Annotated in this window: 21 protein-coding genes; 12 read left to right on the plus strand and 9 right to left on the minus strand. The window is 59.9% G+C overall.

Features of this window, described 5'->3' with window-relative positions; genetic code table 11:
• Positions 1-588: 588 nt before the first annotated feature.
• The 5 genes from EJ075_RS05025 to EJ075_RS05040 are packed head-to-tail and all read left to right on the plus strand — an operon-like array spanning position 589 to position 5,502.
• Complete coding sequence (locus EJ075_RS05025; RefSeq protein WP_095483607.1) at positions 589-1,254, plus strand: hypothetical protein; 666 nt, start codon at positions 589-591, stop codon at positions 1,252-1,254.
• Between the two features lie 7 nt (positions 1,255-1,261).
• Positions 1,262-3,553 (plus strand): OmpA family protein, encoded by a 2,292-nt coding sequence (locus EJ075_RS05030; RefSeq protein WP_245458103.1) that lies wholly within the window; start codon positions 1,262-1,264, stop codon positions 3,551-3,553.
• On the plus strand, positions 3,550-3,921 hold the full coding sequence (locus tag EJ075_RS33445) for an OmpA family protein (protein WP_245458104.1): 372 nt from the start codon (positions 3,550-3,552) through the stop codon (positions 3,919-3,921). Before EJ075_RS05030 ends, EJ075_RS33445 begins: the two co-directional genes overlap by 4 nt.
• 15 nt (positions 3,922-3,936) lie before the next feature.
• The gene (locus tag EJ075_RS05035; RefSeq protein WP_245458105.1) at positions 3,937-4,428 is read left to right on the plus strand and encodes a Rab family GTPase; all 492 of its coding nucleotides are present in this window, start codon (positions 3,937-3,939) and stop codon (positions 4,426-4,428) included.
• A 3-nt stretch (positions 4,429-4,431) separates the two neighbouring features.
• Positions 4,432-5,502 (plus strand): adenylate/guanylate cyclase domain-containing protein, encoded by a 1,071-nt coding sequence (locus tag EJ075_RS05040; protein ID WP_126103600.1) that lies wholly within the window; start codon positions 4,432-4,434, stop codon positions 5,500-5,502.
• Positions 5,503-6,042: 540 nt separating this feature from the next.
• Here the strand turns inward: EJ075_RS05040 and EJ075_RS05045 are convergent.
• Positions 6,043-6,939, minus strand: a complete 897-nt coding sequence (locus EJ075_RS05045) for a LysR family transcriptional regulator (protein ID WP_126103601.1) — start codon at positions 6,937-6,939, stop codon at positions 6,043-6,045.
• A gap of 268 nt (positions 6,940-7,207) precedes the next feature.
• Between EJ075_RS05045 and EJ075_RS05050 the strand changes: the two genes are divergently transcribed.
• The 5 genes from EJ075_RS05050 to EJ075_RS05080 all read left to right on the plus strand — a co-directional run bounded on the left by EJ075_RS05050 (position 7,208) and on the right by EJ075_RS05080 (position 11,716).
• On the plus strand, positions 7,208-7,942 hold the full coding sequence (locus tag EJ075_RS05050) for an SDR family oxidoreductase (protein ID WP_126103602.1): 735 nt from the start codon (positions 7,208-7,210) through the stop codon (positions 7,940-7,942).
• A gap of 127 nt (positions 7,943-8,069) precedes the next feature.
• Positions 8,070-8,699, plus strand: coding sequence for an NADPH-dependent F420 reductase (locus EJ075_RS05055; protein WP_281033470.1), 630 nt, complete (start codon positions 8,070-8,072; stop codon positions 8,697-8,699).
• Positions 8,700-8,934: 235 nt separating this feature from the next.
• Positions 8,935-9,438 carry an SRPBCC domain-containing protein gene (locus EJ075_RS05065; RefSeq protein ID WP_126103604.1) on the plus strand — a complete coding sequence of 168 codons (504 nt, stop codon included), beginning with the start codon at positions 8,935-8,937 and terminating at the stop codon, positions 9,436-9,438.
• 144 nt (positions 9,439-9,582) lie between these two features.
• Positions 9,583-10,395 carry an SDR family NAD(P)-dependent oxidoreductase gene (locus EJ075_RS05070; protein ID WP_126103605.1) on the plus strand — a complete coding sequence of 271 codons (813 nt, stop codon included), beginning with the start codon at positions 9,583-9,585 and terminating at the stop codon, positions 10,393-10,395.
• A 949-nt stretch (positions 10,396-11,344) separates the two neighbouring features.
• Positions 11,345-11,716 carry an AlpA family phage regulatory protein gene (locus EJ075_RS05080; protein ID WP_126103606.1) on the plus strand — a complete coding sequence of 124 codons (372 nt, stop codon included), beginning with the start codon at positions 11,345-11,347 and terminating at the stop codon, positions 11,714-11,716.
• A gap of 34 nt (positions 11,717-11,750) precedes the next feature.
• On the opposite strand, the gene EJ075_RS05085 is transcribed toward EJ075_RS05080, so the two are convergent.
• From EJ075_RS05085 to EJ075_RS05105, 5 genes are all read right to left on the minus strand, one after another.
• Positions 11,751-12,089, minus strand: a complete 339-nt coding sequence (locus EJ075_RS05085) for a hypothetical protein (RefSeq protein ID WP_095483598.1) — start codon at positions 12,087-12,089, stop codon at positions 11,751-11,753.
• A 10-nt stretch (positions 12,090-12,099) separates the two neighbouring features.
• Complete coding sequence (locus tag EJ075_RS05090; RefSeq protein ID WP_126103607.1) at positions 12,100-13,209, minus strand: epoxide hydrolase family protein; 1,110 nt, start codon at positions 13,207-13,209, stop codon at positions 12,100-12,102.
• Positions 13,210-13,468: 259 nt separating this feature from the next.
• The gene (locus tag EJ075_RS05095; RefSeq protein WP_027152442.1) at positions 13,469-14,089 is read right to left on the minus strand and encodes an NAD(P)-binding domain-containing protein; all 621 of its coding nucleotides are present in this window, start codon (positions 14,087-14,089) and stop codon (positions 13,469-13,471) included.
• A 74-nt stretch (positions 14,090-14,163) separates the two neighbouring features.
• Positions 14,164-15,117, minus strand: a complete 954-nt coding sequence (locus EJ075_RS05100) for an SDR family oxidoreductase (RefSeq protein ID WP_095483596.1) — start codon at positions 15,115-15,117, stop codon at positions 14,164-14,166.
• A gap of 46 nt (positions 15,118-15,163) precedes the next feature.
• A complete protein-coding gene (locus EJ075_RS05105; RefSeq protein ID WP_348627362.1) occupies positions 15,164-15,805 on the minus strand; it encodes an NADPH-dependent F420 reductase in 642 nt (213 codons plus the stop codon).
• Between the two features lie 134 nt (positions 15,806-15,939).
• Here EJ075_RS05105 and EJ075_RS05110 point away from each other — a divergent pair, with 134 nt between their 5' ends.
• Positions 15,940-16,527, plus strand: coding sequence for a TetR/AcrR family transcriptional regulator (locus EJ075_RS05110; protein ID WP_126103609.1), 588 nt, complete (start codon positions 15,940-15,942; stop codon positions 16,525-16,527).
• A 133-nt stretch (positions 16,528-16,660) separates the two neighbouring features.
• Here EJ075_RS05110 and EJ075_RS05115 read toward each other — a convergent pair whose 3' ends face one another.
• Positions 16,661-17,260, minus strand: coding sequence for an NADPH-dependent F420 reductase (locus EJ075_RS05115; RefSeq protein WP_126103610.1), 600 nt, complete (start codon positions 17,258-17,260; stop codon positions 16,661-16,663).
• A 72-nt stretch (positions 17,261-17,332) separates the two neighbouring features.
• Positions 17,333-18,067 (minus strand): SDR family oxidoreductase, encoded by a 735-nt coding sequence (locus EJ075_RS05120; RefSeq protein WP_095483593.1) that lies wholly within the window; start codon positions 18,065-18,067, stop codon positions 17,333-17,335.
• Between the two features lie 228 nt (positions 18,068-18,295).
• On the opposite strand from EJ075_RS05120, the gene EJ075_RS05125 reads away from it, so the two are divergent.
• Positions 18,296-19,189: a LysR family transcriptional regulator gene (locus EJ075_RS05125; RefSeq protein WP_095483592.1), complete on the plus strand. Its 894-nt coding sequence runs from the start codon at positions 18,296-18,298 to the stop codon at positions 19,187-19,189.
• 441 nt (positions 19,190-19,630) lie between these two features.
• Here EJ075_RS05125 and guaA read toward each other — a convergent pair whose 3' ends face one another.
• Positions 19,631-21,193 carry a glutamine-hydrolyzing GMP synthase gene (gene guaA, locus EJ075_RS05130; protein WP_095483591.1) on the minus strand — a complete coding sequence of 521 codons (1,563 nt, stop codon included), beginning with the start codon at positions 21,191-21,193 and terminating at the stop codon, positions 19,631-19,633.
• Positions 21,194-21,237 lie beyond the last annotated feature (44 nt).

Here is a 21,237-nt window from a genome sequence, read left to right on the forward strand (position 1 = left end):
CGTACGAGTGAAATAGCTATGGCAAACTGACGTCCTTTGCAATCGGGGCGCAACAAAGCAAGCCCACGGAAGCTTGGTGTGAATGACTGCAGTTGTCGGGACTACTGTTCCCCTCCTATCGACCGAAATGCCTCGACACCGAGGTGCACTCTCGAACAGCCATTCTCCGTGCGAAAGAACACCTTCCTTCTACGGTTGGGCCCGCATCGGAAGCCGATCGTCGCAGTATACAGCCGGATGCGAGGCAGTATGTGTACCGCCATATCATCTAATTTAGATATTTCTAATGAGTCAGCGCTACTTAATTGCGCTCCAGTAGATATAGCCTAATATTGTATTGCTCAATTCGATAGTAGATTTCATCCAATTGTCGATTAGATTAGCTGATTATGGCATCTATAACAAGAGATGCGAAATCTACACCATTCGGAGCTCGTTTATTTGCTGCTAGTCCAAGAGATGTAAAAGGGACGCACGAATTGGCTTAGGTCAAGAAGATTCCGGCTTGCGAGCCGGGTATTTTGCTGACATTCTTGTCCGTTTCTGAGTTTCGCACTGTGGCAGTTGTTCAAAAGAAGGGGCACAAGGATGGCCAAGGAATCTTCGAATAGCGCTTCTCCAGCAAATAAAGCGGACGTAAATCTGATAGGTAATGCAGACGGAAACGGGCTGGCCTTCATGGCGGCCCAGGCTCGCGAGAGCGGAGGCCCCGGCGACGCTGTAGGTGTCGACAAGATACGTGATCTGCTGTTCGGCAACCAGATGCAGGACTATGACCGCCGTTTTTCCAAGCTTGAAGAACGGTTCTTGCAGCGCTTCAAGGATGTCGAATCCGAGGCCAAGCGCAATCTTGAAATGTACGAGTCAAATGCAAAAAAGCAGGTCGAATCGCTTGCGGGGCAATTGCGGAACGAAAAAGATGCACGAGCCGAAGCCGACAAGGAGATTGACCGGAATCTTCGCGAGCAAAATCAGGCGCTTGAAAAGCAGGTGCGCGCGTTGTCGGATCAATTGAGCGAGCTTGAGCGCGAAGTTGCGGACCGGATAAATCGAAGCGATCAATTGCTGCGTGAGGAAATCAAGCAAAAGAATGAAACCATTCAGATGGTAATGGAGAAAATGTTTTCCGATCTCAGCAACGTCAAGACCGACCGAAATCTTTTGGCTGGCCTGTTTGTCGAGGTTGCAAAATGTCTAAATCAGGATCCCGTCGGCAGCAAGAGCAACTCGGAACGTAGCTGGAAAGTGAGTTGATCGGAACTTGACGTCGACCGTCGACCCAATCAGCCTTCCTCAAGCGGCTTCGAACGATACAGAGATTGATCGCGAGGCTCTGGCTAGTCTTTTGGTCGAAATTGCCCGGAACGTTGATCCGGACTATCGTGCGCGTTTCGACGGAGTTCCAACCGCCGATCCTCGCATGGAAACGCTGCGCCAGTTGCTGGTCGGCCGCGAAATTTCGGAGCTTTCACGAGTTACGCACCTGCTCGACGAACCTGAGCAGCTTGCGTCTGCAGTTGGGGGTGTTCTCCCCAGTGCAGCCGCACGCGCGCCTTATGCGCAACTCGGCGAGGCCCTTGCGCCAGCTGTCGAGAGGGCCGTGCAACGGTCCATCCAGAAGAGCCCGCGCACGCTTACGGATATATTATACCCGGTGTTTCTGCCGGCAATTCGCAAGTCGATCGGGGAAAAGATCGATCAGACCTTTCAGTCGCTGAATGAAACTTTAAGACATATATTTACCTGGCATGGGCTCAAGTGGAGATTTGAAGCTTGGAGAACTGGTGCAAGCTTCTCAGAAGTCGTTCTTAAGCATTCACTTGTCTACCGTGTAGAACATGTCTTTCTCATTAACCGCAATTCCGGGCTTTTGATAGCGCATGTAACTGCCGATAATGCAACTAGCGAAGATCCTCAACTCATTTCTTCGATGCTTAGTGCAATTCAAGATTTTGTGAAAGATTCATTTAACGAGAAAGAACAGAGCGGCCTGGACACTATCCGTTTTGGGGAGCTTCGTCTCTGGTCAGAAGTTGGACCGTTTGCGACGTTGGTTGCGGTGATCCGGGGAAATCCGCCAGAGGAATTACATGAAATAATTCGCGATGTGTTGCTTCGCATCCATGATGAATGCTCACAGGCTTTAGAGCAGTTTGACGGCGACAGTTCGCAGCTGGCCGGCGTAGAGACGCAGTTGCAGACCTGCGTTGAACTGAAGCAGGAGGACTCAAACCAGGGATTTCCGTGGCTGGTGGTGGCTGCAGTCCTGCTGGTTTTGATTCCGGCAGGCGGTTGGTTCTTTCTTTCCTGGCAATCCGGGCAGCGCTGGCAGGCCTATGTGTCGCGGCTGAGTACCCAGCCGGGCATCATCGTTGCCGAACAAAAAATGCGCGATGGCCAATTCTATATTGCCGGCCTGAGAGACCCGCTTGCCGCCGACCCGCAGTCACTGTTGTCCGGAACGCAGGTCGATCCCGCCCGCGTTCATTCACACTGGCAATTCTATCAGAGCCTTGAGCCGGAGTTCGTGCTGAAGCGGCTGACGGCGTCGCTGGCTCCGCTGGATTCAGTACGACTTTCGATCGTCAATGATCGCATCATTGCCGAGGGTGAGGCTCCCGACACCTGGATAGATCGGGCACGCGCAGCGGCCCGACAGCTTTCGGCAGGCGGACCGGTATTCGACATCTCCAAGGTTCGTGATGTGAGCCCCGAAGCACGCGCGGCGGAGCGCTGGCAGGCCTATGTGTCGCGGCTGAGTACCCAGCCGGGCATCATCGTTGCCGAACAAAAAATGCGCGATGGCCAATTCTATATTGCCGGCCTGAGAGACCCGCTTGCCGCCGACCCGCAGTCGCTGTTGTCCGGAACGCAGGTCGATCCCGCTCGCGTTCATTCGCAGTGGCAATTCTATCAGAGCCTTGAGCCGGAGTTCGTGCTGAAGCGGCTAACGGAGTCGCTGACCCCACCGAAATCAGTTCGACTTTCGATCGTCAATGATCGCATCATTGCCGAGGGTGAGGCTCCCGACACCTGGATAGATCGGGCACGCGCAGCGGCCCGGCAGCTTTCGGCAGGCGGACCGGAATTCGACATCTCCAAGGTTCGTGATGTGAGCCCCGAAGCACGCGCGGCGGAGCACTGGCAGCATTATGTGTCGCGACTTGAGGCCCAAGCGGGGATCATCGTCGCCCAACAAACGGCGAGGGGCGGACATTTCTACATTTCCGGCCTGAGAGACCCGCAGGCCGCCGATCCGCAGGCTCTGCTGTCCGGAACAGGGGTTGATCCGGCTCGCGTTCATTCGCAGTGGCAATTCTATCAGAGCCTTGATCCGAAGTTCGTGGTGAAGCGGCTGATGGCATCGCTGGCCCCGCCGGATTCAGTACGATTTTCGATCATCAAGGATCGCATCGTTCTCGTGGGTGAGGCTCCTGCCGCCTGGATAGATCGGGCGCGGGTCGCCGCCCAACAACTGGCCGCGGACGGACTCTCTCTAGAAATTTCCGAGCTGCGCGAGTTGACCCCTCAGGAAAGGAACTCACTCGTTTGAGGGAGGCTATCCAAGCGGTCGACATTTTCTTCGATTCTGGCAAGGCTGTACCGGGACCAGAGCAACTGCCAGTTCTCGACAAATTGGCGAATCAGTTGAAGGAATTGGCCAAGGACGCCCGCAAGGCGGGCGTAACAGCACAGTTCATGTTGACTGGCCATTCGGACGCCGTGGGCCGTGAGACGACCAACGCGTCAATCAGCGCCGCCCGCGCCGAGACAGTTCGTGCGCTTCTCAAGAAGCGCGGCGTCGCTCCGGAATCGCTTTTGGTTCGCGGCGCGGGCACCTTTGAGCCGGCGGAGACTGAGAATAGCCGAACCGGGAGCTCCGCCAATCGCAGAGTTTCGGTTACGGTAAACTTCCACTAGGCGGAGCCCAGGATATTGCAAAAGAAGATCTGCATGTTGGGCGGGTTCGCTGTCGGAAAGACGAGTCTGGTTCGCAGGTTTGTGCAAAGCATCTTTTCAGAAACCTACTTGACCACGGTGGGAGTGAAAATCGACAAGAAGAGCGTCGCATTCCCAGACAAAACCGTGGATCTGATTTTGTGGGATTTGGCCGGCGAAGACGATATCGGCTCATTTCGCGTCAGCTATGTGCGAGGTGCGAGCGGGCTCGTGCTTGTCGTCGATGGAACCCGCGCCGCTACACTTGCCGTGGCGCTCACGCTGCGCGAGCGGGCCGAGGCCGAATTCGGCGCTATGCCGTTTGTATTGCTGTTCAACAAATCCGATCTGGCCGATCGGTGGGCAATAACGGATAGTGAGATTAACGAACTGAGGCAACTTGGATGGCAAATCTATCTAACAAGCGCGCTTTCGGGTGAACATGTTGATGATGCATTTCGTCAGCTTGCTTCGATGGTCACCAAATAAACCATGCATGGATTGCCAAGAGAAGTCAGAAACTGGATTTACGATTTCTTCTACAACGAGCACTCTGTCGCATATCTGAAAATTGACGCCCAGCTTTGCATCGCTGCGAAGGGCGGTAGTGTTGAACATTACGGACTCTCATCACTTCGCATTGGTAGGCCTGTTGCCGAGCAGCTCGAATTCATGGAGGGTTTACTGCCTTGCCCGGAGCTGCCATATCATATGGCCATGGTCGAACTGCCCAGCGGGCGTGTCGCGGACCTTCATCTTTTTGCTGACAATGCCTGCGTGTGGCTGCTTTTTCTTGACGCCACTGCCGAACGCGACAATAGGCAGCGGCTTCAACAGAAGGCTTATGAAATGACACTCCTGCAAGAGAGGGAGCGTCAACTCAACGAAAAATTACAATTGACGAACGAGGCGTTGAGGCAGAGCCAAGAGGGATTGTCGCGTGAATACCAGCGCGCCGAAAGCCTACTCCTCAACATTCTTCCAGCGTCGATCGCGGAGCGGTTAAAAGCGGACGAACAAATTGCAGACAACCACGCTGAGGTGAGTGTGCTTTTTGCCGACATCGTCGGCTTTACGGAAAGAGCGCGGAGCGTCGGAGCCGAGACAACGCTCGCTATTTTAAATTACTTCTTCAAGGCGGCGGATCTGCTCTCGGAACGATACGGCTGCGAAAAGATCAAGACAATTGGCGATTGTGTGATGGTGGTCGCTGGCCTCCCCGTCGCGCGATCCGATCATGCGGAAGCCCTTGCGCACTATGCACTTGAACTGCGGAAGGCGGTTAAGCTCGAGCGCTTCGCAGGAGAACCGCTAAGACTCAGAATTGGAATTCACTCAGGACCAATCGTCGCGGGCGTCATAGGCAAAAGGCGGTTTGCCTACGACCTGTGGGGCGAGACCGTTAATCTCGCAGCACGTATTCAAACGTCCGCGGAGCCCGATGAAATCCGTATTTCGGATGCAACTCACAAACTGCTTGGACCGGATTTTGCTTGCGACCCACTCGCGGAAACGGAATTGCGTGGTACAGGTCGTGTACGAATGTGGCGGCTCCCGGCCTGATTTGCCGCTTGGCAGTGCCGACCCTGGAGCGCAGCTTGCTCGATCCATCGGCATCAGCTTTCAGCAGCTCCAGAAATACAAGAACGCTAAGAACAGCCGAGATGCGGACGGAACGGAGCTTAAAGTCCGCCGAACCTACACTATCGCCGCCGATTCCCCCTACTCCACTCGATTGTTCTGAAGCATCAGAACGCATTGATCCATCGAGGAAAATCTTTCCGCTGACGATGAAGAACCGTATCCCGGATCCGCCAGAAATTCTCGCTCTTGAATTCAAAGGAGAATTTCGGCGATCCGCTCGGTTTCACAAACTATCGATATCGGTTGGTCTATTCTCCTCGGAGTCCTCCGCAAAAGCGGCGTCTCCAGCCTGGCAAAAAAACCGTCAGCGATGATGAAGTCCGTCGTCCGTCGGTAGTGTGGCCCTCGCGCCGGTTGCGATACGGCGCACCATTCGCGGATTGAACGACGCCGCTTCAAGCGATCGCAGCTCGGCTTCCGACCGGACTACGGCAAGCGTCGCCGGCGACCTGCCGGGCGTCAGTCGCGCGATATGGACAGTCCCGTGAGAAGCGGAGCGTACGCGGCGAGCCTGCGGGATACGAACTCCGTGAAGAGCCGCACGCGCTTCGTCTTGCGTGTTTCCCCCTGTGTGAGAAGCCAGAGCGTTCCGTACATGTGCAGGTCTGTGCCCGGCACCCTCACCAGCAGGGGGTCGGCATCTCCGACGAAGCACGGCAGTGTCGTGATCCCGAGGCCCTGCCGTACAGCAACGATCTGCGCGTCGGCGCCCGTAGTCCTGAACGGAACCTCCGTGGTGCGAACCTCACCCTCGCTGGCCCAATCCGGAATTCCATGCATGCTTATGACGATCCACCGGATGGGATCAAGCGCGCCCGCACGCCATGCGGCTAGTCTATCCCGGGACATGTAGACGCCGCCGAACACCTCCGGTCCCTTCAGGCCGTGAAGATTGAGCGGCAGGGTTTTGCGGTCGTAAACGACGCGGATCGCGACATCGGCCTCTCGGTTGGTCAGATTTGCCAGCTCGCCGGACGACAGGATTTCCATCTCGATGTCCGGATGCAGACGCGCGAAATCGGCGAAGTCCGGCATGAGCAGGTGTGTCGCAAGGGTCGGAGCCAACGTCACCCGCAGAAGCCCGCGCACGCTCTGGTCGCGACCGAAGACGCGCGTCTCCAACTGGTGCGACGACGCTTCCATCTGGTTCGCGAGCTCGAGGACCTCCTCGCCCGCAGCCGTCAGGCGGTAGCCCGAAGGCAGCTTTTCGAACATCTGCGCCCCGAGGCGTTCCTCGAGCTGAGCGATGCGTCGCAGCACGGTCGAGTGATTCACCCCGAGGCGCTCGGCGGCAGCCCGCACTGAGCCTCCGCGCGCGACGGCAAGAAAGTAGCGAATGTCATCCCAGTCGATCATGGTGCAATCCGGCACCGCGCGGTGCGCCTTCCAAAGTCTGTATCTAACACATCGAACAGCAATACAGGCGGTCATCATAGCCTATGTCGACGAGCGCGGCCCAATTGCGAAAAGCGGACACCGATCGTCGCGGCTGGCGTCGGTCGTCCAGCCGGATCGATTTTGCACCACCGATGTGCGCGCTTCCGCACTCAACAACTGACGCCGGCGGACCCATTTCGAGGGTCTCGGAGGCAGATGCTGTCCCGACACCACGACAGGAGAAGTCATGGGAAAGCTCGAGGGTAAGGTTGCAGTCATCACGGGTGGATCGAGCGGCATGGCGCTGGCGAGCGCCAAGCGGTTCGTCGAAGAAGGCGCCTATGTTTTCATCACGGGCCGGAGACAGGAGGCGCTGGACGAGGCCGTCAAGCTGATCGGCCGGAACGTGACCGGCGTGCGCGGCGACGCTGCCAATCTCGACGACCTCGACCGCCTGTTCGATACAGTCAAGCGGGAAAAGGGCAAGATCGACATCCTGTACGCGAGCGCCGGCACGGGCGAAGCCGTCCCACTGGGCGAGATTACCGAGCAGCATTTCGATGCGACCTTCGGGCTGAATTCGCGTGGCACGCTGTTTACGGTTCAGAAGTTGTTGCCGCTGTTCAACGATGGCGGATCGATCTTCATGACCGGGTCAGTTGCTTCGATCAAAGGTTTTCCTGGTTACAGCGTGTATGCGGCGAGCAAGGCGGCGCTGCACGCATTCGCACGCGGGTGGCTCAACGAGCTCAAGGGCAGGAATATCCGGGTGAACGTGCTGCACCCGGGGCCGATCGCCACACCGATGCAGGACCAAGTTCTCACCGAGGAGGCGAAGCAGATGTTCGAATCCCTGATCCCGCGGGGAAAGATGGGGCGTCCTGAGGAAGTTGCCGCGGCCGCGCTGTTTCTTGCTTCAGACGATTCGAGCTTTGTGAATGGGGTGGAGTTGTCTGTCGACGGCGGCTTCTCGGCCATCTGAAATCGCGCCGGATCGCGGGAAGCGGCTGATCGGCGGGAACTAGCGTGTCCATGGTTCACGGCGAGACGTCTACGCAAAGGTCGCCACACAGCAGAACGGATAACCCAGCGCCGTTGAAGGCCGGGGAATCAATACCAACACGGATCGGAGAAGTATTATGAGCTACGCAATTGTAGGATTCGGTAAGGTAGGCCAGGCCCTCGCCCACGCCTTTGCCCGTAAAAACATCAAGGTGACCGTCGCGAGCCGCCGTCCGCCCGAGGCGTTGGCGCCGCAAGCTCGGGCGATCGGACCCACGGTCGTCGCCAAGTCGCTGCGGGATGCGCTTGAGGCCGACACAATCATCTTGGCGGTCCCGTTCGGGGAGCATCGCGAGGTTGCGAAAGCCCTGCCGAGCTGGGAAGGCAAGACAGTCATCGACGCGATGAACGCGTTAGTTCCCCCCGAGGAACTGGACGGTCTCCCATCCTCCGCCTTCGTCGCGAAGGCGTTCACCGGCGCCAAATTCGTGAAAGGTTTCAATCACCTGATTGCGGCCACCTTGGCTGCCGATCCGATCGTCGAGGGCGGCCACAGGGTCGTCTTTCTGTCGAGCGACGACGAGGACGCGATCGCTCCCGTGGCGACCTTGGCCAAACAACTCGGGTTCGCACCCGTCAAGCTGGGAAAGCTCAACGAGGGTGGCGCGCTGGTGCACGCACGCGGCCGCACTTGGGGCCAGCTCATCTTCCAGGATTTGTTCAAGAAGGAGCAGTAATCGATCTACGACCGTGCGATCGGCGCCGAGAACTGGTCGCGCGCGCCAATTTCTTCGAGCAGCGCGCGACCGAATATTTGAACGCCACAAAGTCGCGAAGGTTGGGCTGGGCCTGACGGCGTATGGGCCGGTTAGCCTCGGCAAGATCGCGGAAGGCGGTCAGCTAGTGCAGGCGCGGGACAAGAGCTGGGCGCCATTGATCTTCCAGGACCTGTTCAAAAAGGACAAATGAACCATGTACGACCATGTAATCTGGCCGGAGCGGTATGACCCCAGAACGTCGGCCATCTATGCGCTGAACGACATCGACGTTAAGGCGCCGCCTGAAGTGGTCTGGAAGCTGCTCGTCGATGCCGAGAATTGGCTGAGCTACTTTCCTGCCGAAGACCAGGTCAAGATCCTGACAGGTGAGGCGGAACTGGCGCTCGGAACCACGTACAGTCGAGTCACCGTCGGATTCCCGATGAGCCTTGTCGTGACCGAGTTCGAGCCCTTGCGCCGGCTCGCTTGGGCGACGACAGTCGACGGCGATGAGACCGGCTCGAGCGCATATCACGGCTGGGTTATCACGCCGACTAACGATGGCTGCCATGTCCTGACCGAGGAGACGCAACAGGGAGCCTGGTTTCTGGACCTTCTCGGGCACAAGCATCCCGGCGCGCTCTACCGCTATCATCAGGAGTGGGTCGAAAGCCTCGCCCGCGCAGCGGAGGCTGAAGCAACAAAGAAAGCGAGCTGACGCCCCTGTCCTGGCGCTATCCACGCTTCCCAACGCTGCCTTCGTCCGGATGTTGCCCGTACTCGACGGGCGACAATCTGCGCTTCCAGCCTGGATCAGTGGATCGATCGCCTTTGTTCACCTATAATTTGGAGATGAAATAACATGAATATCGAACTGAAGGGCCGCAAGGCGATCGTTACGGGGTCAACGGCAGGCATCGGCCGTGCTACCGCGGAGGGACTAGCCCGTGCCGGCGCATCGGTCGTCATCAACGGCCGTGGATACGTCCGGATTGACGAGGCGGTACGGCAGATGCGACAGGCCTTTCCCGGAAGCGACATCTCGGGTATCGCCGCCGATCTTGCGACAACGGAGGGTGCCGAAGCCTTGATCGCGCAGGCGCCGGACGCCGATATCCTTGTGAACAACGTGGGCACGGCTCACATCCGGGGCTACAGTGGCGTCGAGGACATCGCGAAGATCCCGGACGAGGACTGGCTTGGTCTCTTCCAGTTGAATGTAATGAGTGGCGTGCGCGTGACCCGTCATTATCTGCCGCGGATGGTGGCGAAAGGCTGGGGCCGCGTCGTGTTTGTAAGTAGCGAGTCCGCAGTCAACATCCCCAAGGAAATGCTTGACTACGGCATGACTAAGACAGCTCAACTCGCGGTCTCGCGCGGGCTTGCCGAGGCGGTCGCGGGCACGGGCGTCACCGTCAACGCCGTCCTGCCGGGACCCACCCGCTCTGAGATCCTGGGCGACTTCATGGCGAAGCAGGCTGACGCAAACGGGATCACGCTTCAGGAAGCCGAGCAGGGCTTCCTGAAGGCGATGCGTCCGACCACCCTCATCCAACGCTTCGCGACCACCGACGAGGTAGCCAACATGATCATCTACGCATGCTCGGAGCAGGCTTCGGCGACAACCGGCGCGGCTTTACGGGTGGATGGCGGCGTGGTCCGTTTCGTCGCGTAGCAGGACGCCAAATTGTTCCGCTCGCCGACTTAGGTCCGCCGTCGGCCAAGCTGCTGAAGAACGGCACGCCGAAGGTCTACAAGGATCTGCCGCACGGCAGCCCACGCCCCACGCAGACATCATCAAGGCGGACCTGCTGGCCTTCTTTAAGGCCTGATGCCGCGGTTGCCGACTTCAACGTTCGCCGCGGATTTTGTGCCAGCATCTGCGGGCAAGCGGCATTGGCTGGTACAGCACGACGGTCGGCGTCATGCAGCTCGTCGCCAGCCTCATTGCGGGAGCACTCTGGAACTACGGGGGCACGAGAGCGTATTCAGCTATGGCGCCCTTTTCGCTGTGCTCGGCGGCCTTGTGCTCGTCTCGTTGGTCTCGACCGGGCTTAGACCCTGATACAAATCCCCGGAACATGAGGTCTATTGTCCGAGGATTTTTATCGGCGCTCCAATCCCAATCCGAAGCATGTGCCGTGAACGGCGCGGTGTATCGATCCCCTTGAACATCTCGACACACAATCGCAAGGTCTATCGCCGATCTGCAAAACTGCTGCTCGTTCTTGCAGAATCGCCCGCGAACTATCGCCCACTATCGGGGACCAACAATTTCCGAATGTATCCGACAGTACTCCAATCTACTCCACGGTACTTCACTCCCACTCGATCGTTCGGCCCTATGCTAACTAATTGAATTTTCCCAAGAAAATATTTTTTCGGTCCAAATACTACCGGCCTAGGACCCGTCAGGATCCTACCGTTCTGATTTAGTTGGCGAATTTTGGCCAACCCCCACGAGCGATCTATCGACTACTATTGGCTCTCGGCCTGCCTTTCCAGGCCTGACATTCGAAACGTGAGCACACCCAAAAGTACCGTCAGGTTCCCGACCAACGATAGCTACGCGACCAGGCAAAGCCGCAGCGGCATCAAACATCCTTCAACCACGGAGGATAAACATGACCAAGAAGCCAGATCGCGTTCGCATCCTGACGATACCGTATCAGGATTACGACGACAAAGACCCGGTGGGATATTCCGGTCCCGCCACCGTGCTGACCGGGCTACCACGAAACATCCGACGGAATGAGCTCCGGCTCATCGTACCGCTCGCCGACAGCACGATCTATGAAATGGAAAAACGCGAGGAATTCCCTCGCCGCTTCAATCTCACGCCGCGATGCATCGTGTGGGACCTGGAGGAGGTCGAAGCGTGGCTGGAGCAGCGCCGCCAGACCTGTCTTGAGGGCCGAGCGAAGATCGCGCCCGGGCCGGATGTCCATCAGCGCAAAGCCCGGCCGGTCAAACAGACTGATAGGTCATCGGACTAAGACTGAAGCCATCGCATCCCATGGATGCGATGGCTTATCGTTGCAGACCGTTGGCATCGTCAGTTGGTGCGAAGGCTTCCATTTCCGCCGCCTCAGCGGCAATCGTCGCGAGTTGCAGTTGGGCGTCCATCTTCTTCAGCCGCGGTCGGGCCCATTCGATGAAAGCATGAAAGGCGGACGCTTCCTCGGAGACGGGGTCAGCGGGAAGCGTCGTCAGAAACGTCCGTAGTCGATCACGCGGCTCTGCCTGCGCGAGCTTGCGATCGAGATATTCCACCCGCTGTTCTTCGAGCTTGGCCAGCCGCGCCTGCTCGGCACACCGCTGGCGGGCAATCTCCACGAGCCGTGCCCGCTCGTGAGTGAAGCGGAACACGCTTGTTCGTTCAGATCGCGGCGAGCGCGATCTTTCGCAAATCGTCGGCGTAGAGTTCCGGCGTTTCCCAGGCCGGAAAATGCCCGCCACGCGGAAAGACGGTGTAGCTCCGCACATTGTAGAGCCGCTCGGCCCGCTCGCGCGGCGCGAGCGTCAGATCATGTGGCCACATAGCGACGGCGGTGGGGACATGCACGAAGTCATCTGCCCGCAGCGGCGGCCGCAGCCGGGCGGCGTCGTAATAGTAGCGGACAGACGACCCGATCGTGTTGGTCATCCAGTAGATCGTCAGAGTGTCAGTCAAGGCTTCGAGTGGCCAGACAGAGAGGATGTCGCCATCGCAGTCCGTCCAGGCCCGAAATTTCTCGACAATCCACGAGGCGAGGCCAACAGGACTGTCGGCAAGCCCAAAGGCGAGAGTTTGTGGCCTCGAGCTCTGGATCGCCTGATAGCCCCCTTCCTCCCGGCTCCACAGTTGGAGGCGCTCGTCATAGTCGATCTCGGCTTTCGACAGGGGCGACGCATCTTCTGGAATCGGCTTTAGCGCGACCGCCGAGACATGCAGAGCCAGCAAACGCGCCGCATGCCGAAGGGCTATCCGGGTGGCAAGGCCGGAGCCGATGTCAGTCCCGGCCACGACGAACCGCCCATAGCCCAGCATCGTCATTAGCTTCGGATAAAGGTCACTGGGCTCCGCCTCGTAGGGCCGGATTGGCCTGTCCGAGTAGCCGAAGCCGGGCATGGTGGGGATCACGACATCGAATGCCGGCGTTCCCTGGGTAAGCAGCGGCGCTATGCGCTGAAACTCCACGAAGCTGGACGGCCACCCGTTCATCAGCAGTAGCGGGATAGATCCACTTTGTCCGCTGCGAAAATGCAGAAAGTGTATGCCATGGCCGTCGACCGTCGTCCAGAAATGGGGAAGCTGGTTAAGCCGGTCTCGCCGCTGCGCCCAGTCATAGCCGTCACGCCAGAAATCGATGAACTGGTTGAGGACGCCGCGCTCGGTTCCCATGGTCCAGTCGTCAGTTACTGCGTCGGCCCAACGCGTCCGTGCGAGGCGGCTACGAAGGTCAGCGGCCTGGTCCGCATCATAGGGAATCTGGAAGGGAGTGATCATGATCGATTCCTTGGCTGTAGTGCAGCAGAAGACCGGCCGACCGGTCTAATTCGAATTGACCTCCGATGTGCGCTTCAGCCTATTAGCATGGCTCGAACGTCGGGCGGTGCTATTGCCGACTATGTGTTTCCGAGCCGCATTGACCATGCGAACCACATGGCACCCGACAGTACGCCCGACTCATCGGGTGACGACAGCCATCGGATGACTTGCTTCCAGTGGTGTTGCGGATCTGCCGGTGAGGGCTGATGTCGGTGATTCAGCCGATATCGACGTTCATGGCGAAGTCCCAGGTGCCAGCGCCGTTTTTGGCGAGGCCAATCATCATCAAACCGAGCGCCTCCAGCGTCTGGGCCATGTGCAAGCCGCCCACGTCGAGCGGACGCAGCCCGAGACTTTCGAGGAACGTCGAGACGCGCGCTTTCGCCTCCGCATCGTCGGCTGCGATGAAAGCGTCGAGGCGTCCACCCTTCGCAAGCACGTGACCAAAGATCGTGTTGAACGCCTTCACAACATGCGCGCCGGCGGGGAGGCCCTTTGCGGTCTCCTGCGCGCCAGAACTGCCGTGGGGCGTGACGAGGCCCGAGAGGTCGGGGGCAACCGGGTTGGCGATGTCGACGATCACCTTGCCATCGAGCGCTTTCCCAAAGTCGGCCACCGCCGCCGCTGCACCGCTGTACGGCACGGCGAGGATGACGATGTCGCCCGCGGGGGCGGCTCCGTATGTCCCAGTGGTCGCTCCGGCTCCAAGTTGGTCGGCGAGCGCCCGCGCCTTGGCGGGGTCGCGGCCGACCACCTCGACAGTGTGTCCAGCCTTGGCGACACGGCCGGCAATCGCCGTGGCCATAGTTCCAGAGCCAATGATGCTGATAATGCTCATGTGCAGTCTCCTATTGAGATGGGGTTATTGCTGGTGGTCTCTAGACGGGGGATCCCGTTTATTGGTTTGACGAATTACGGGATCGCGATACGGCCCGCCGGGAAGTAATGGCCGTTGTCGAGGTCCTCGATCAGGCCCGGCTGAACTGGATCCCAGCCGAGAGTCTGGCGGGTGATGGCGTTGGACGCCGGAAGGTTCAGCGTGACCAAATTCGCGAGAAAGCCGAAGAAGCCAGGCAACATCAGTACGTCCGCAGGGATGGGCACGGCGGGTACGCCCATACGGCTGCCAATGGCCTCAGCGATCTCGCGGAACCGGATGCCGTCGCGCTCAATCCCGTGCCAATATTTGCCAGCCGGCCCCTTCTCCAGCGCCAGGCGGAACAGGGAGGCCAAGTCGCGGGCATGCACAGCCGGCCAGAGGTTCGCGCCGTCTCCGGGGTAACCGATAACGCCCTTCTCCTTCGCGAGACCGATCAGCAGCTGGAGGAAGCCGGCATCGGTCGTGCTGTGCGCGATGGGAGGAATTCGGACGACCGAAGACCGCACGCCCCGTCCCGCTAAGCCGATCACGGCGAGTTCCACGGCGTTACGAACCCGCAGGGTGCCCTTGTATGCATCGCCGCCGGGAAGAGCCGGATCTTCCTCGGTGGCTGGCCGGCCCAGGTTTTCCCACCCCGGCGAGCCGATGCTCCCCGAGACGACGAGCGGCTTTCCGGTCCCCGCCAGCGCCTCGCCGTAGGCGAGCATGATCTGGAGTTCCGCGGCGGCCACGGCGTCGATCCCGCCAGAGGGCAGCAGGTCTTGCCGGTGCGCGACGTGGATGACGCCGTCGGACTCCGCCGCCGCGGCCTTGAGCCCGTCGAGGTCGGTGATATCCCCGCGACGTGCCTTGGCGCCGAGCGCCGACACCGCAGTCGCGGATGTGTCCGATCGGGCCAGGCCAATGACCTCATGTCCGGCCGCGATGAGCTCGGGGATGATATACGAACCGATATGGCCGGTCCCGCCAGTAACTAAAACGCGCATACTGCTGCTCCTTGGGTAATGTGATGCGAGACGTGGTGCCGTGGGCTCAGCCGAGGAGGCTGACGCGGATTGAGAAGTTGGTGTGTTTGATGGAGTGGGTCATGAGGCCCAGCCACAGCATGCAGGCGTGCTCTAACGTCCGCGCCATAATCAGCCGCCCGGTATCCATCGGACGTAGTCCGAGGCTGTCGATGAACGCCGAGACGCGCGCCTTCGCCTGAGAGTCGTCCCCGGCGATGAACACGTCCAATGGATGGCCCCCGATTGGACCGACAGCCAGGACCTGGGCGTTCTGGGTGTTGAACGCCTTGACGATAGTGGCATTGGCAGGAGCAACCTTGGCGATCTCCTGCGCGCCGAAACTGTCTTCAGGAGTCAAGAAAACCCTGAAGTCGGATTTGATGGGGTTGGTGATGTCGACGAGGAGCTTGCCTGCCAGCTTCTCGCCGTACTGCTTCACCACGTCGAGAACGGCCGAAAAAGGCACCGCCAAGATGACGATGTCCCCGACCGGAGCGGCGCCAAACGTTCCGGTCGTCGCGCCGGCTCCAACCTGCTCGGCCAGCGCCCGCGCCTTGGCGGCGTCGCGACTCATCACCTCGACGCTGTGTCCGGCTTTGGCGGCAAGGCCGCCGATCGCTGCGGCCATACCGCCTGAGCCGATGATGCTGATGGTGCTCATGTTCATTTTCCTCGCGGGGCGGGCAGCGCCTTTGTTGCCATTTGTGCAGACGCACTCTATTTAGTGGTTCACCGATCCGCTTAACAATCGGATCACCGATCCACATATACGGATCACCGATCCGGTTATCAAGGCATCTCATGCGAGCCGACGCAAAAAAAAATTACAACCATATCCTCGCGGTCGCGCGTGACGTCGTCACCGAGCACGGTATCAATGCGTCCATGCGCGATATCGCCCGCCGGGCCGACGTCGGGTTGGCCACGCTGCTGCGTCATTTCCCGACGCGAGAAGCCTTGTTCGAAGCGTTGCTGTGTACGAATCTGGACGCACTGACTAAGAGGGCAGATGAACTCGAAACGTCGAACTCACCTGACGAAGCGCTCATCTCCTGGTTCCAGGAATGGTTGGTGTTCGCCCAAAGCTATAGGGGCGTCGTCGCCATGATGGCCGCCGCCCACACGAACCCGGACTCCGCTCTTTATGCTTCATGCGCTGCGGTGCACTCGGCGAGCGCGCGACTGCTGCTCCGTGCACAGGCCGAAGGCGCGGCGCGGCCCGACATGAATGGGGATGACCTGTTCGCCCTGATGACGGCTCTCGGCTGGGCGGTCGACCAACCCTCATTCGCGCCGCGGGCCGATCATCTCTTTCGCATCATTACGGGCGCCATTCTGGCGAACCCGTCGACCGGATCGGCTTCTGCTGCGCTCGACCGTCAAAACTGAGTATCCATCATACTGCTGACGAGAGGCGGAGCACTTCATCCTTTGCTTCCAGGCGTCACCTCGGCCGCACGCATCGGATCGAGCACGATCCGATGCGTGCATCGTGTCCCTGCCGGTGGGGACGTCATGTTCATCAGTCGAACTTGACCAGGTCCTTGAAGATCAGCCGGCCCCAGCTGTTCCCGCGCGCCTGCACGAGCAGTCCGCCTTCCGAAAGCCCGCCTAGTTTGATCGGCGCGAAGCCGAGATTTTCCGCGAGTGTACCAATCTGCACTGCAGCGCCTTCATCATCGCTCGCGAGGAATATGACTCTCCTGCCACCCTTTACGGCCGGATCCTGGTCAAGGACCGCGGCGATCAAATGGTTGAAGCCCTTGACCAGTTCTGCACCTGAGAAGGCCTGCGCAATGAACTTGGAAGAAGGCTGTCCGCCCAGTTGCTCAGGGGGCACGCCGTAGGCATTGGTCACATCGACGATGGTCTTCCCCTGCCAGGTGGGAAGTGCCTTCGCGACGTCCGGGTGCGACTCGAAACGCACGGCCAAAAAGATGATGTCTGCCTTGACCGCTTCCGCCAGCTTTTTGGGAATGATCGTAGGCCCGATCGCGGCCGCATCGGATGCAAAGCTTTCCGGGTCGCGCGTGGTTGCGACGGATACTTCGATGCCCTTGCGGGCAAATGCCTTGGCTAGGGCCTTGCCGATATTGCCGAAGCCGACAATTGCGTAGCTCATATTTATTCTCCTTTATTTTCCCACGCCGGTCGGGCTCCGAGTATCGAACGGAACCCGTCCAAGTGTAGCGCGTCAGAGTTGCGCTAGGCCGCCGTCAACGGCTACCTCGCTGGCGGTCATGAAGCTGCTGTCCGATGAGGCGAGGAAGGCAGCAGCCGCCCCGAGCTCCGTCGGATTGCCCATGCGCTGGAATGCAGTCATCGAGCCGTAGGCCTTCAGGCCCTCCTCGCCCAACGCTTCGGTCGCGAGTTCGGTCGCTATCGCCCCGGGCGACAGCACGTTTACGCGGATGCCGGTGCCCTTCAGATCCTCCGCCCAGGTCCGCGCGAGGTTGCGCACTGCCGCCTTGCTCGCGCTGTAGGCAGTGAATGCCGGGGCGCCCGTGGTGCCTGCGCTCGATCCGGTCAGGATGATCGAGCCGCCTTCGCCCATCAGCGGCAGCGCCTTCTGGATGGTGAAGATCGTACCCTTCACATTGACGTCGAAGGTTTCGTCGATGTGCTCGGCGGTGATCTCGCCGAGCTTAAGCTGGCTTCCTACCCCGGCGTTCGCAAAGACGATGTCGAGGGTTCCACGCTCGGTCTTCACCGCCGCGTAAAGCTTGTCGAGATCGGCCTCATCGGAGACCGAGCCCTGCACCGCGCGGGCATTGGACCCGAGCTCGACGAGGGCGGCGTCGAGCGCATCCTGCCGACGGCCGAAGATGAAGACGAAAGCGCCCTCCTCGATGAAGCGCTTTGCAGCGGCGAGGCCGATGCCGGTGGCGCCTCCGGTGATGACGGCGGTCTTTCCATTCAATCTGGTCATATCGTGTATCCTTCGTTTCGCCATCTCGGGACTTTGGCTGTACGGGAGGTCTTTCCGAGAGGCTCAACATGGCCCTGCCGAAGTCAGCCAGGCAGTGAGCAATCGCACACATCGGTGGTGCGAAAACGATCCATACCGATAACCAGACGCCGCGATGTTCGCGCAAAATCCGACTCTGTATGTTAGAGTGAGCTTCGGAAGCCTCACTGCGCGGCGCGGGAATGCACCATGATCGACTGGGATGACGTTCGCTACTTTCTCGCCGCCGCGCAAGGAGGCTCAGTGCGGGCCGCCGCCAAACGTCTCGGAGTGAACCACGCGACCGTGCTGCGACGCATCGCCCAGCTCGAGGACCGCCTCGGGGCGCAGATGTTCGAAAAGCTGCCTTCGGGCTACCGCTTAACAGCTGCGGGCGAGGAGGTCCTCGAGTTCGCGGACCAGATGCAAGCGTCGTCGCACCAGCTGGAAACGCGCGTCTTGGGGCGCGATCAAAGCGTGCGCGGGCTTCTGCGGGTGACGCTGCCGGCGCCCCTCGCAGCACACCTGCTAATGCCGAACTTCGCGGATTTCGTACGCCTGCATCCGGACATCGAGATGGAAATCCTGTCGTCCGGCGAGCTGGCAAATCTGACCAACCGAGAGGCCGACGTGGCGATCCGTGTCGTCTATGACCGCGAAGCCTTGCCGCTCAATCTTCACGGTCTGAAGGGACCGGAGCTGTACGGCGGCTTCTACATGTCCGGCGATCGACTGGCCGAGTGGCAGGCGGGCGGGCCGGATCCCAGGTGGATCGCCATAAGTGGTCATGGAGTACCGGACTGGACCCGCCAGGGAGAACTCCGCACGACTGGGACTCCGTTCCGGACTATGGATTTCGAAGCGCAGATCGCGGCGGTCCGGCAAGGTATAGGCATCACGACGCTCCCGTGTTTCGTCGGAGATGCCGATCCCTTATTGGAGAGGGTGCCAGGTACCAACCTACACCTGTATGGACCGATCTGGGTTCTCACTCAGGGGGAGACACGCAAGACGAAGCGCGTGCGGCTCTTCACCGAGTTCGTATCCCGCAGACTCGCCGCCTACGCCCCACTTTTAGCGGGGCTGTCCATATCGCGCGACTGACGCGCAGTAGATCGCGGCGACGCTTGCCGGGTCTTGCTCGTTTAGGGGAAGAATGGGGGTAAATGCGGGAACGTCGGCTTCTGTCGCAAACCGACGTGCAACGGTGCAAGCGGGAATGGCTGCAAAGTCCAAGCTGAAAACGTGAGTGTACCGCTTCTCAGGCCGCATGCGGAACGGCCGGTTTCGGGATCGCCGTGCACACTCCTGACCGACGACAACAACGGGGCTCGAAGCAGACCCGCCTTTGTGCACGCTATTCTACGCCAGAGCACTCCCGCCGATGGAAGCGGCTTTACACCATCCTGAAGCGGGCGCAGATCGATCCTGTAGGAAAGAAATGGAGTAGGCGAATTCAATGGAAGTGAAAGACGGATGGGAGCGGCAATTAAGCGGAGGCGAAAAGCACCGCCGAAACTACGCTATTGCCGCCGTTTTTATCCCTCACTCCCACTCGATTGTGCCGGGCGGCTTGCTGGTCACGTCGTAGACGACGCGGTTGATGCCGCGCACCTCGTTGATGATGCGGGTGGCGGCGGCGCCCAGGAACGCCATGTCGTAGTGGTAGAAATCCGCGGTCATGCCGTCGACCGAGGTGACGGCGCGCAGCGCGCAGACGAATTCATAGGTGCGGCCATCGCCCATCACGCCGACTGTCTGCACCGGCAGCAGCACGACGAAAGCCTGCCAGATGGCGTCGTAAAGGCCGGCCTTGCGGATCTCATCGAGATAGATGGCGTCGGCCTCGCGCAGTATCTCCAGCTTTTCGCGAGAGATGCCGCCCGGGCAGCGGATGGCGAGACCGGGACCTGGAAACGGATGCCGGCCGATGAAGCTTTCGGGCAGGCCGAGCTCCTTGCCGAGCGCCCTCACCTCGTCCTTGAACAGTTCGCGCAGCGGCTCGACGAGCTGCATGTTCATGCGCTCGGGCAGGCCGCCGACATTGTGGTGCGACTTGATCGTCACCGAGGGGCCGCCGGTGAAGGAGACGCTTTCGATGACATCGGGATAGAGCGTGCCCTGCGCCAGGAAATCGGCGCCGCCGAGTTTCTCGGCCTCTTCCTCGAACACCTCGATGAACAGCCGGCCGATGGTCTTGCGCTTCTTTTCCGGGTCCGACTCGCCTTCGAGCGCGCCGATAAAACGGTCCGAAGCGTCGACAAGGATGAGCGGCAGATTGTAGTGCTGGCGAAACATCTCCACCACGCCAGCAGCCTCGTCCTTGCGCATCAGCCCGTGGTCGACGAGGATACAGGTAAGCTGATCGCCGACCGCCTCGTGGATCAGGAGTGCTGCGACCGAGGAATCGACGCCGCCCGAAAGCGCGCAGATGACCTTGCCCTTGCCGACCTGCTTACGGATCGTCTCGACCGCGTGCTCGCGGTAGGCGCGCATGGTCCAGTCGCCTTCGATGCCGGCGATCTTGTGGACGAAGTTTTGGAGCAGCCGGGCGCCGTCCGGCGTGTGCACCACTTCGGGGTGGAACATGATGCCGTACATCTTGCGCTCGATATTGCCGAAGATGGCGAAGGGCGAGCCTTCCGATTTTCCGAACACCTCGAAGCCCTTGGGCAAGGAGATGACGCGGTCGCCGTGGCTCATCCACACCTGATGGCGCTGGCCGGGCGCCCACAGGCCCTCGAACAGCGGGCTGTCCTTCTGGATCTCGACGAAGGCGCGACCGAATTCGCGATGGTCGGAGCTTTCGGCGACGCCGCCCATCTGCACGCACATGGCCATCTGGCCATAGCAGATGCCGAGCACCGGCACACCGGCATCGAAGACGATCTGCGGGGCGCGCGGGCTGCCGATGTCGCCGGTCGAGGCCGGGCCGCCGGACAGGATCACCGCCTTCGGCTTGATGCGCTTGAACGCCGCTTCGGCCGACTGGAACGGCACGATCTCGGAAAACACGCCGGCCTCGCGGATGCGCCTGGCGATGAGCTGCGTGAACTGGCTGCCGAAATCGACAATCAGGACGGTGTCGGGATGATTGGCTATCTTCATGGCGAGCGTTTAGAGAAAGAAACGAGTCGGCGCAATGGGCTGAG

The sequence above is a fragment of the Mesorhizobium sp. M6A.T.Cr.TU.016.01.1.1 genome, from assembly GCF_003952585.1.
Lineage (GTDB): Bacteria > Pseudomonadota > Alphaproteobacteria > Rhizobiales > Rhizobiaceae > Mesorhizobium > Mesorhizobium mediterraneum.